Source organism: Kitasatospora sp. NPDC001539 (assembly GCF_040298565.1).
Lineage (GTDB): Bacteria > Actinomycetota > Actinomycetes > Streptomycetales > Streptomycetaceae > Kitasatospora.
Window position 1 is genome coordinate 1 of record NZ_JBEPAK010000226.1, and the last position, 11,564, is coordinate 11,564.

The following is an 11,564-nucleotide window of genomic DNA, read 5'->3' on the forward strand; positions in this document are numbered from 1 at the left end:
GCCACGGCGGCCGGGGCCCGATCGGGCTCACGGCCGCCGTGGCGCCGAGCGCTGCGGCCACCGCCGCGGCCCGCCACCGCCGCCGGGCCGCTCAGCCTCCCGCCAGCACCCCGCACACCTGCCAGGCCGGCCGCGCGTGGTTGCCCGGGTCGACCGGCGGCGGCGGCGCCACCACGGTGCCCTGCGCGGTGGCCAGCACCGGCCGCAGGAAGTCCGCCATCGAGGCGGTGCACGGCGCCGGCCCGGCCTGCACCACCGAGTCCACCAGCCGCAGCTGCGCCGAGGCCAGGTCCACCCGATCGAACTGGAAGGTCAGCTCGCGCCGCACCGTCTCCAGGGTGACCGGCGACCCGGCGGGCGCCCCGGCCGGCTTCAGCGCGTAGACGAAGGTGTGGTCGGTGGTGATCTGCAGGGTGCCGCTGTCCGCCTCGTCGATCCGCATCGCGCCGACCACCTTCACGGTCTCCGAGGCCAGTGCCACCTGCGCCGGGTCGAAGCGGACCAGCCAGCCCGTCAGCGCGTGGTGCCGGTCGTCCACCGGCTGGGCCACGCCGGCGTCGAACTCCGCCTGCTCACCCGGCGTGACGAAGGCCCGTACGCTCGCGGTGTCCCCCTGCACCAGCGCCGCCGGCGACAGCGAGGAGGCGATCAGGTAGCGCTGCACGGTGTCCAGCGCCTTGGTCACCTCGACCCGGCTGAAGTGCTCGGTGGCAGCCCCGGCCGGGGTGTTCAGGCCGACCGCCCCGTCGCCGTAGCCGGCCGGCAGCGCGGCGAACGGGTTCGCCGGGTCGGCCACCGGGTGCACGGCCGAAGCCGGACTCAACGCGACCAGGCTGACGGTCAGTTGACTGCCCTCGGGCCGCGCCGGAACGCCCTTCGGCGAGTTCACCCCGAAGTACACCGCCGCCCCGAAGGCCAGCAGCACGAGCAGCAGCAGGGCCAGCGCCTGGCGCGGGACGGTGCCCAGCGGGCCGAGCCGGACCCGCGGCCGCGTGGCCTTGCCGAAGGAGCCCGCGAGGCGCTCGCGGGCGGACAGTTCCTGGATCCGGGCAGCCCGCACGAACGATTCGTCGAACACGACGGACCGGAATTCGTCCTCGTTGCCGGAACCGCCCTCGGGCGTACCCTCAGGAGGCTCGCGCGGGTCACCCATGACACCAGGGTAGGCGTACACCGGCCCCGCTACGAGGGCCCCTGCGCAGATTGCCGGGGGCACCGCGCGACCGCCCGCCCCGGGCGTACGCCCCCGACTCCGGCAGCACGGCCCGGCCCGGTGCCAGCGGCTGCTGGCCGGCCGTGCGGTCTATCCGGCCGGTGCGGTGACCACCAGTGACGGCTCCGCCGGGGCGGGCCCCGAGTCCACCCCCGCGCTGCTGCTGCCGGACTCCGGGCGCCGCGGCGCGCCCGGCGAGCCGCCCACGCCCTGGGAGATCGCCGCGACGGCCACCGCCACCAGGCTCACGCCCATGATCACGGCGAGCACCCAGGCGACCGGCCGGTGCCAGCGCTGCTGGGCCACGTACCGCCCGCGGGCGCGCACCGGATCGTAGCGGCGCCACCGGCTGCGGGACCGGCGGGAGCCCGCCCGGCCCGGCCCCGACCACGGGTCCGGATAGAGGTGGTCCTCGTCGAGCCCGCTCGGGTACGGGCGCAGCTCCAGCGGCAGCCCGTCACCGGCCGAGACGTCATAGCCCCAGCCCGGTCCCGCAGTGTCCGGCTCGAACCGCGCCTCGGCTGCGGCGAGCTGCCGCTCCTTGGCCGTCGGCTCGTGCACGGCGGCGGACCGGACGAAGGCCTCATCGAAGACCACGGTGGCGAACTCGTCGTCCGCACCACCGTGGTCGGCGCCGTCGGGGTACGGCAAGCCCCCCACATCGTCAGCCACGGGCTCAGCGTATTACCGGCCGGGCGATTTGTCTGTGGCTCAGGGCAGTTGGTCCGGCACTCGTGTGACGGGCGCCCCGGGAACCCCGCTCAGCGGGCGTCCGCGCCCCCGCCCACGGTCTGCGCCGCCTCGCCGCGGACGTGCCCGTCACCAGTGACGATGTACTTGGTGCTGGTCAGCTCGGGCAGGCCCATCGGGCCGCGGGCGTGCAGCTTCTGGGTGGAGATGCCGATCTCCGCGCCGAAGCCGAACTCACCGCCGTCGGTGAACCGGGTGGAGGCGTTGACGGCCACCGTGGTCGAGTCCACCAGCTGGGTGAAGCGGCGGGCGGCCGCCTGCGACGTGGTGACGATCGCCTCGGTGTGGCCGGAGGACCAGCGGCGGATGTGCTCGACCGCGGCGTCCAGCGAGGGCACCACGGCCGCGGCCAGGTCGTACGAGAGGTACTCCGCACCCCAGTCCTCCTCGGTGGCCGGGACGACGGTGGCGGCGCTGCCCTCGGCGGCCTTGAGCACTGCCTCGTCGCCGTGCACCGTCACGCCGGCCTCGGCCAGGGCGGCCAGCGCCAACGGCAGGAAGGCGTCCGCGACGTCCTGGTGCACCAGCAGCGTCTCGGCCGAGTTGCAGACGCTGACCCGCTGCGCCTTGGAGTTCAGCAGGATGCCGACGGCCATCGCCAGATCGGTCTGCGCGTCCACGTACACGTGGCAGTTGCCGGTGCCCGTCTCGATCACCGGGACGGTCGAGCCCTCGACCACGGCGCGGATCAGGGAGGCGCCGCCGCGCGGGATGAGCACGTCGACGAGGCCGCGGGCGCGCATCAGCTCCTGCACCGAGTCCCGGCTCTCCCCCGGCACCAGCTGGACGACGTCGGCCGGCAGCCCGGCCGCGGCGACGGCGTCCCGCAGCACCGCGACCATCGCCGTGTTGGAGCGGTAGGCCGAGGCGGAACCGCGCAGCAGCACCGCGTTGCCGGACTTCAGGCAGAGCGCGGCGGCGTCCGCCGTGACGTTCGGCCGGGCCTCGTAGATGATGCCGACGACGCCCAGTGGCACCCGCACCTGGCGCACGTCCAGACCGTTCGGCAGCGTGTAGCCGCGCACCACCTCACCGACCGGGTCGGGCAGGCCGGCCACGTCGCGCACGTCGGAGGCGATCGCGGCGATCCGCTCCTCGTTCAGCGTCAGCCGGTCGATCACCGACTCCGCGGTGCCCGCCTCGCGGGCCCGGGCCACGTCCTCGGCGTTCGCCTCGATGATCTCGGCACCGCGGGCGACCAGCGCGTCCGCGATCGACAGCAGCGCGGCGTCCTTGGTGCCGCGCGGCAGCGGGGCGAGCACGGCGGCGGCCTCCCGGGCACGGCGCGCTACGGCGAGGACGGGGCTGTCGGCGGTGGCGAGGTCGCTGGTCATGCCGCCAAGGGTAGCGACTGCGGCCGCCCCGCCCCGCCGCCGTTTCGCCATCCGAACAGCCTCCCGGAACACCGCGGCACGGCACCCGGGCAGGCCCGCGCCTCGGCACGGGCCCTCGGCACGGGCCCGCGCCTCGGCACGGCGGCCCGATGCTCAGTACGGGTGCACGCCGCCCAGTTGCGGCGGCGGATCGCCGAAGCCCTCCGCCACCCGCTTGTGGTACGTCGCCCGGTCGACCACCTCCAGGCCGACGATCTCCCACGGCGGCAGGTTCGCGGTCACCTTGTGCTCCCCCCACAGCCGCAGCGCGATCGCCGCCGCGTCGTGCAGGTCCCGGGCCTGCTCCCAGTACCGGATCTCGGCGTGGTCGGTCGCGTAGCGGGCGGTCAGGAAGAACGAGTGGTCGTGCGCCAGCCGTTCCAGCGAGGCGCGCAGCGCGGGCAGCGGAGTGGCCTGCCCGGCCACGCTCAGCACCACGTGCCACAGCCGCGCCTGTTCGGGCACCCCGGGCGGATCCGCCGACTCCGCGCGCCGCGGCCGCGCCCCGCGCACCCCGGGCCCCTGTGGCGGCGGACCGGCCGGCTCGGCGGGGCCGTCCCCGCGTCCGCCGTCGATGCTGGTCAGCCGCCGGCCCGCCGTCCCTCCGGTCAGCGCTGCCTCGCGCCTGCGTTCCACCGGCGGCCTCCTGTTCGGCGATGTCCTGTCGTCCCCACCGGCCCGTCGGCCCACGGCCGACGGGTGCGGCTGCGCCCCTCCTCGCCGCGGCCGGGCCGCTCCCGGTACGGAGCGGCCCGCCGGCCGCGCTCCGCCGAACGGCCGGTGCCGGCCGATCGGCCGGTCAGCCGCGCAGAACGACCAGGTCGTCGCGGTGGACGACCTCGCGCTCGTACGCGGCGCCGAACTCCTGGGCCAGGTCACGGGTGGACCGGCCGAGCAGGCGGGGCAACTCCCTCGCATCAAAGTTGACCAGCCCGCGGGCCACGATGTGGCCGTTTTCGGCAAGAAGGTCCACCGGATCACCCGCGGCGAAGTCCCCGTCGACCCTGGTGACCCCGGCCGGGAGCAGCGAGGCCCCGCCGGAGACGACGGCCTCCACCGCCCCCGCGTCCAGGTGCAGGGCGCCGCGCGGGCTGCTGGCGTGGGCCAGCCAGAGCATCCGGTCGGAGGTGCGGCTGCCGGTGCGCCGGAAGAGCGTTCCGGTGGGCCGTCCGGCCAGCGCCTCGGCGGCGTGGCTGGCCGCGGTGAGCACCACGGGGATGCCCGCGCCGGTCGCGATCCGGGCCGCCTCGACCTTGGTGACCATGCCGCCGGTGCCCACGCCGGCCTTGCCCGCGCTGCCGATCTCGATGCCGTCGAGGTCGTGCGGGCCGCTCACCTCGGCGATCCGGCTGGTGCCGGGCTTGGACGGGTCGCCGTCGTAGAGGCCGTCCACGTCGGAGAGCAGCACCAGCAGGTCGGCCCGGACCAGGTGGGCGACCAGGGCGGCCAGCCGGTCGTTGTCCCCGAACTTGATTTCGGCGGTGGCGACGGTGTCGTTCTCGTTGACGACCGGCATCGCGCCCATCGCCAGCAACTGGTCCAGCGTGCGGTACGCGTTGCGGTAGTGGGTGCGCCGACTGGCGTCCTCGGCGGTGAGGAGCACCTGGCCGACCCGGATGCCGTAGCGGGCGAAGGAGGCGGTGTACCGCGCGACCAGCAGCCCCTGGCCGACGCTGGCCGCGGCCTGCTGGCGAGCCAGGTCCTTGGGGCGCCTGTCGAGTCCGAGCGGGGCGAGCCCGGCGGCGATGGCGCCGGAGGACACGAGGACGACCTCGGGCGCTCCTGGTCGGGCGCGCACCTTGGCGAGCGCGTCCACCAGGGCGTCGACCCGGTCGGCGTCCAGGCCGCCGGCCGCCGTGGTGAGTGAGGAGGAGCCGACCTTGACCACGATCCGGCGTGCGGTCAGCACCTCCTCCCGCAGTGAGTCCTCGCTCATCTCGCTGTACGCCCTTCCGGTGTGGTGCGGGTGCGGCGGGCCGGGCCCGGCCGTCAATCCCGCAATCTACGCGATCCGCGCAGGTCGCCCGCAGGGTGTTTCACCGGGTGGACCGGCCCGGGCCGCGATCCCGCCCCGACCGGGCCGCCGATCCGACCTTCCGGTACCGCTCGTGACGCCACGTCAGATCTGGTGGCCCGTCATCGGCGGACGGCGCAGCGGCCGGGCCGCGCCGGACGGACGCGGACGGCCCCGCCACCCGGGACAGGTGGCGGGGCCGTCCGCCGAGCCGGCACGCGGCTCAGCACTCCTCGCGCGTGGGCGCGGCTTCCGGTCAGTCCTCGTCGTCGCCCTCGATGGCGGACTGGCGGCCGCTGGAGAGCGCCTCGAAGGCGAGGAACTCCGCCTCGGCGGCGTCCCGGCCCTTCTGCTTCTCGCGGCGGCGGTCGACCGCCGGGCGCGGGCTCTCGAAGCGGTGGTCCTCACCGCGGCGGCCGAGCATCTCGGCGCCGGCGGCCATGGTCGGCTCCCAGTCGAAGACGACGGCGTTCTCCTCGGGGCCGATGATGACGGTGTCGCCCTCCTGCGCCCCGACCTTCCACAGCTGCTCCTCGACACCGAGGCGGGCGAGCCGGTCGGCGAGGTAGCCGACGGCCTCGTCGTTCGAGAAGTCGGTCTGGCGGACCCAGCGCTCCGGCTTGACGCCGCGGATGCGGTAGGCGCCGTCCTCCTCGGTGATGGTGAAGCCCGCGTCGTCCACGGCCTTGGGCCGCAGCACGATCCGGGTGGACTCCTCGGCGGGCTTGGCGGCGCGCGCCTCGGCGACGATCTTCGCCACGGCGAAGCTCAGCTCGCGCAGGCCCTTGCGGGAGGCGGCGGAGACCTCGAACACCTGGTAGCCGCGCTCCTCCAGCGAGGCGCGGGTGAGGTCGGCGATGTCCTGGCCGTCCGGGACGTCCACCTTGTTGAGCGCGACCAGGCGCGGACGGTCCTCCAGGCCGCCGTACTCGGCGAGCTCGGCCTCGATGGTCTCCAGGTCGCTCAGCGGGTCGCGGCCGGGCTCGAGGGTGGCGCAGTCCAGGACGTGCACCAGCACCGAGCAGCGCTCGACGTGCCGCAGGAACTCCAGGCCGAGGCCGCGGCCCTGGCTGGCGCCAGGGATCAGGCCCGGCACGTCGGCGATGGTGTAGACGGTGTCGCCGGCGGTGACCACGCCGAGGTTCGGGACCAGGGTGGTGAACGGGTAGTCCGCGATCTTCGGCTTGGCGGCGGAGAGCACCGAGATCAGCGAGGACTTGCCGGCGCTCGGGTAGCCCACCAGGGCCACGTCGGCGACGGACTTGAGCTCCATCACGATGTCGCGGGCCTCGCCGGGCTCGCCGAGCAGCGCGAAGCCCGGGGCCTTGCGGCGGGCCGAGGCGAGCGCGGCGTTGCCGAGGCCGCCGCGGCCGCCCTGGGCGGCGACGAAGCTGGTGCCGTGGCCGACCAGGTCGGCCAGCACGTTGCCCTGGCGGTCCAGGACGACGGTGCCGTCCGGCACCAGCAGGACGAGGTCCTCGCCGTCCGCGCCGGTGCGGTGGCCGCCCGCACCCGGCTTGCCGTTGGTGGCCTTGCGCTTGGGCGAGTGGTGGTACTCCAGCAGGGTGGTGACCTGCGAGTCCACGGTGAGGATGACGCTGCCGCCCTCACCGCCGTTGCCGCCGTCCGGGCCGCCGAGCGGCTTGAACTTCTCCCGGTGCACGGAGGCGCAGCCGTGGCCCCCGTTACCCGCGGCGACGTGAAGTTCGACGCGGTCCACGAAGGTGGTCATGGGTGTGCCTCCAGTGCGGATGAGTTGGCTTGCTTGCTGCGTAAAGCGCGAAGGGCGGACCGGAACATTCCGGCCCACCCTTCGCTGTGGGTCGCTAGGCGACCCGGGAGTCCGCGGGGACTCAGGCCTCGACGGCCACGATGTTGACGACCTTGCGGCCGCGACGGTTGCCGAACTGGACGGCACCGGCGGTCAGCGCGAACAGGGTGTCGTCGCCACCGCGACCGACGCCCGCACCCGGGTGGAAGTGGGTGCCACGCTGGCGGACGAGGATCTCGCCGGCCGAGACGACCTGGCCGCCGAAGCGCTTCACGCCGAGGCGCTGGGCGTTCGAGTCACGGCCGTTACGGGTAGAGCTTGCGCCCTTCTTGTGTGCCATATCTCGCTAACCCCTTACTTGCTGACCGAGTCGATGCTGGTGATGCGCACCGCGGTGTGCTTCTGACGGTGACCCTGACGACGGCGGTAGCCGGTCTTGTTCTTGTAGCGCAGGATGACGATCTTGTCGCCCTTGGTCTGGTCGACCACCTCGGCGTGAGCCTTCACGCCGGCCAGGACCCACGGGTCGGAGGTGACGGCGTCACCGTCGACGACCAGGATGGTCGAGAGCTCGACCGAGTCACCCGGCTTGGCCTCGATACGGTCAATCTCCAGCACGTCGCCGACGGCGACCTTGTGCTGGCGGCCGCCTGCGCGAACGATCGCGTACATGCGGTACCCACTTTCCTAACTCGGTCGGAACCCCCGACGCCAGCCACCTGGGTACGGACACAGGGGCCTCTTCCCGATCGCCGCGCGCGTGCGCGCTGCCCTCGGGAAGGTGATGTGCTCGGGAGCGTGGCGTAGACACGCCGATGGTCAAGAATACGGACCGGCCGCCCGGGGGGCAAACCGGCCCGTACGGCCCGGGGCGGGAGGGGTCCCGCCCCGGGCTCGGGCACTACTCGGACGCCGTATCACCCTCGGCGGCCGCGGCCTTCTTGGCCGCCGCGCTCGTCCGCTTGGTGGCGGTCTTGCGGGCGGTGGTCTTCTTGGCCGCCGTGGCCGTCTTCTTGGCGGCGGTCTTCTTCGCGGCGGTCTTGCGGGCGGCCCGCTTCTTCGGCGCCGGGGCCTCCTCGGCGGGCGCCTCCTCCGCGGCGGGCTCCTGGGCAGCAGGCTCCTCGGCGGGCTCCTCCGCGGCCGGGGCCCCGGCGGGCTCGACGACCACGGTCTCCTCGACGACGACCTGCTCGACGGTCCCGGGCGCCGTCTCGGCGACGGCCTCCGCGACCGCCTCGGCGGCGGTCTCCGCCGCGGCCTCGACCGCCGGTGCGGCGGCGGCCAGGGCCGCCTCCAGCGCCGCGTCGGCCTTCGCCTGCAGCACCACGATCTCGGCGGCCTGCGGCGAGCCGGCCGGAGCCGTCGCCTTGCGCACCGCGCGGCGGCGGGTGCGGCCCGCCGGAGCGGCGGCCGGAGCCTCCGCTGCCTTCGGGGCCTCCGCCGGGGCGGTCTCGACCGCCGCGGCCTCCACGGCCTCCACGGCCGGGGCCTCGACGCCCGGGACCTCGAGGGCCAGCTGGCCCTCGATCTCCTCGCGCACCGGCTCGGCCTCGGCCTCGGCCACGGCCTCGGCGGGCTCCACGACCGTCTCGGCCACGGCGGCCTCGACGGCCTGCGGCTCCTCCTGGCCGGCCCCGCCCTTGCCCCGGCGACGGCGCTTGCCGCTGCCCGAGGCCTCGCCCGCGGCCGTGGCCGGGGCGTGGACGTGGGTGCTCGGCTGCTCCATGTGGACGATCACGCCGCGGCCGTTGCAGTGCACGCACGGCTCGGAGAAGGACTCCAGCAGGCCCTGGCCGACCCGCTTGCGGGTCATCTGGACCAGGCCCAGCGAGGTGACCTCGGCCACCTGGTGCTTGGTCCGGTCCCGGCCCAGGCACTCCAGCAGACGGCGCAGCACCAGGTCGCGGTTGGACTCCAGGACCATGTCGATGAAGTCGATCACGATGATGCCGCCGAGGTCGCGCAGCCGCAGCTGGCGCACGATCTCCTCGGCCGCCTCGATGTTGTTCCGGGTGACCGTCTCCTCCAGGTTCCCGCCCTGGCCGACGAACTTCCCGGTGTTGACGTCGATGACGACCATCGCCTCGGTGCGGTCGATCACCAGCGAGCCGCCGCTGGGCAGCCAGACCTTGCGGTCCAGCGCCTTCATCAGCTGCTCGTCGATCCGGTACGTGGCGAACACGTCGACCTCGGAGGTCCACCGCTGGAGCCGCTCGGCGAGGTCCGGGGCCACGTTGGAGACGTACTCGTGGATGGTCTTCCACGCCTCGTCACCGGAGACGATGACCTTGGTGAAGTCCTCGTTGAAGATGTCGCGGACGACCCGGACGGTCATGTCCGGCTCGCCGTACAGCAGCGCCGGGGCGTTGCCCGTCGCGGCCTTCTTCTGGATGTCCTCCCACTGCTGCTGGAGGCGCTGGACGTCGCGGGTCAGCTCCTCCTCGGAGGCGCCCTCGGCGGCGGTGCGCACGATCACGCCCGCGTCGTCCGGAACGATCTTCTTGAGGATCTGCTTCAGGCGCGCGCGCTCGTTCTCGGGCAGCTTGCGCGAGATGCCGGTCATCGAGCCCTCGGGCACGTACACCAGGTAGCGGCCGGGCAGCGAGATCTGGCTGGTCAGCCGGGCGCCCTTGTGGCCGATCGGGTCCTTGGAGACCTGCACCAGCACGGACTGGCCGGACTTCAGCACCGACTCGATCCGGCGCGGGCCGCCGTGGCCGCCCAGCGCGCCGAAGTTGACCTCGCCGGCGTACAGCACCGCGTTGCGGCCCTTGCCGATGTCGACGAAGGCGGCCTCCATCGACGGCAGCACGTTCTGGACCTTGCCCAGGTAGACGTTGCCGACGTACGAGGTGGCCTGCTCCTTGTTGACGTAGTGCTCGACCAGCACGCCGTCCTCGAGGACGCCGATCTGGGTCCGCTGGCCGTTCTGGCGCACCACCATGACGCGCTCGACCGACTCGCGGCGGGCCAGGAACTCGGCCTCGGTGATGATCGGCACCCGGCGACGGCCCAGCTCGCGGCCCTCGCGGCGACGCTGCTTCTTCGCCTCCAGACGGGTCGAGCCCTTGATGGACTGCACCTCGTCCGGGTCGAAGGACGGCTCGGTGGAGCGGCGGCGCGGCTCGCGCACCTTCACCACCGTGCGGACGCCGTCCTCGGTGGTCTCGGCGACCTCGGCGTCACCGGCCTCACCGCTGCGGCGGCGACGGCGGCGGCGACGGCGCGACGAGGACAGGCCCGCGGCCAGGTCGTCGTCCTCGTCCTCCTCCTCGGCGACGGCCTCGGCCGGCTCCTCGGCGGTGGGCTGCTCGGCCTCGACGGCCGCGGCGGCCTCGGGCTCCTCGGCCTCGCCACGGCGGCGGCGACGGCCGCCCCGACGACGGCGGCGGGACGGACGGCCGTCCTCCTCCCACTCGCCCTCGGTCTCCGGACCGGCGGCGGGGGCTTCGGCGGCGGGCGCCTCGACCGCGGCGGGGGCCTCGACGGCCGGAGCCTGGACCGGCGCCTGGACCGGGGCCTGGGCGGCCGGCTTGCGGCGGTTCGGCTCGACCCGGGTACGGACCCGGCGGCGACGGCCGACGCCGCTGTACTCGTACTCGTCGTCCTCGCGCTCGGCGGCGGCCGGGGCCTCCGCCTGCGCCGGGGCGGCGGTGGGCTGCTGGGGCGCGGGGGGCGCCACGTAGGGAGCGGGCTCCTGGAAGACCGGGGCCTGGAAGACCGCGGTGGCCGGGCGGACGGCGCGGCGGCGCACCCGGTGGTGCGGCTCGGCCTCGGCGGCCGGAGCGGGCGCGGCGGCGGGGGCGGCGGCCGGCTCGGCGGCGGGGGCCTCGACGGCCTCCTCCTCGGCGGGCTCCTCCTCGGCGGCGGGCTCCTCGGCCACCGGCTCCTCGGCCGGGGCCTCGACCACCGGCGCGGCCTCGACCACGCGGCGGCGGCGGGGGCGGCGGGCCGGGGCGGCGGGGGCCTCCTCGGCCACCGGCTCGGCGGCGGCCGGCTCCTCCACGGCGGCCGACTTCTCGGCGGCGGCCGGCTTCTCGGCGGGGGCCTCGGCCACGGGCGCCTCGACGGCGGGCGCGCCAGCCGGAGCCTCGGCGCGCTTGCGGGTGCGGCGGGCCCGGGCGGGCTTCTCGGCGGTCTCGGCCTTCTCCGCCTTCTGGACCTTCTCGGCCTTCGCGGTCTTCTCGACCTGCTCAGCCCGCTCGGCCGGCTGGTCCTGCTCCGCCGCCGGGGCCGGGGCGGCCTCGGACGGGGCGGTCACGGCCGCCTCCGGGGCACCGGCCGGCGCCTCGGCACGCTTGCGGGTGCGGCGGGCCCGGACCGGCTTCTCGGCCGCCGGGGCCGGCTCGGCCGCCGGAGCCGCCGCAGCGGGCGCCTCGTGTGCCTCGGCCGGCAGCACGGTCTCGGCCGCCTCGACGGCCGCACCCTGCGGGGTGCCCGCCG

At 75.1% G+C, this 11,564-nt stretch carries 9 protein-coding genes; all 9 read right to left on the minus strand.

Annotated elements, in window-relative coordinates:
* Positions 1 to 91 precede the first annotated feature (91 nt).
* Entirely contained in the window at positions 92 to 1,153 is a 1,062-nt protein-coding gene (locus ABT247_RS26650) for an SCO2583 family membrane protein (RefSeq protein WP_350746953.1), read from the minus strand.
* Between the two features lie 150 nt (positions 1,154 to 1,303).
* Positions 1,304 to 1,885 (minus strand): SCO2584 family spore wall biosynthesis protein, encoded by a 582-nt coding sequence (locus ABT247_RS26655; protein ID WP_350746955.1) that lies wholly within the window; start codon positions 1,883 to 1,885, stop codon positions 1,304 to 1,306.
* Positions 1,886 to 1,974: 89 nt separating this feature from the next.
* On the minus strand, positions 1,975 to 3,297 hold the full coding sequence (locus ABT247_RS26660; RefSeq protein ID WP_350746958.1) for a glutamate-5-semialdehyde dehydrogenase: 1,323 nt from the start codon (positions 3,295 to 3,297) through the stop codon (positions 1,975 to 1,977).
* A gap of 153 nt (positions 3,298 to 3,450) precedes the next feature.
* Positions 3,451 to 3,972: a DUF8830 family protein gene (locus tag ABT247_RS26665; protein ID WP_350746961.1), complete on the minus strand. Its 522-nt coding sequence runs from the start codon at positions 3,970 to 3,972 to the stop codon at positions 3,451 to 3,453.
* Between the two features lie 163 nt (positions 3,973 to 4,135).
* A complete protein-coding gene (gene proB / locus ABT247_RS26670) occupies positions 4,136 to 5,272 on the minus strand; it encodes a glutamate 5-kinase (protein ID WP_350746963.1) in 1,137 nt (378 codons plus the stop codon).
* A gap of 334 nt (positions 5,273 to 5,606) precedes the next feature.
* Positions 5,607 to 7,082: a GTPase ObgE gene (obgE, locus tag ABT247_RS26675; RefSeq protein WP_350746966.1), complete on the minus strand. Its 1,476-nt coding sequence runs from the start codon at positions 7,080 to 7,082 to the stop codon at positions 5,607 to 5,609.
* 121 nt (positions 7,083 to 7,203) lie between these two features.
* The gene (gene rpmA, locus ABT247_RS26680) at positions 7,204 to 7,461 is read right to left on the minus strand and encodes a 50S ribosomal protein L27 (RefSeq protein WP_030058248.1); all 258 of its coding nucleotides are present in this window, start codon (positions 7,459 to 7,461) and stop codon (positions 7,204 to 7,206) included.
* A 14-nt stretch (positions 7,462 to 7,475) separates the two neighbouring features.
* Positions 7,476 to 7,793, minus strand: a complete 318-nt coding sequence (gene rplU / locus ABT247_RS26685) for a 50S ribosomal protein L21 (protein WP_030233759.1) — start codon at positions 7,791 to 7,793, stop codon at positions 7,476 to 7,478.
* Between the two features lie 229 nt (positions 7,794 to 8,022).
* On the minus strand, positions 8,023 to 11,564 hold a 3,542-nt coding region (locus ABT247_RS26690; RefSeq protein WP_350746969.1), incomplete at its 5' end, for an Rne/Rng family ribonuclease.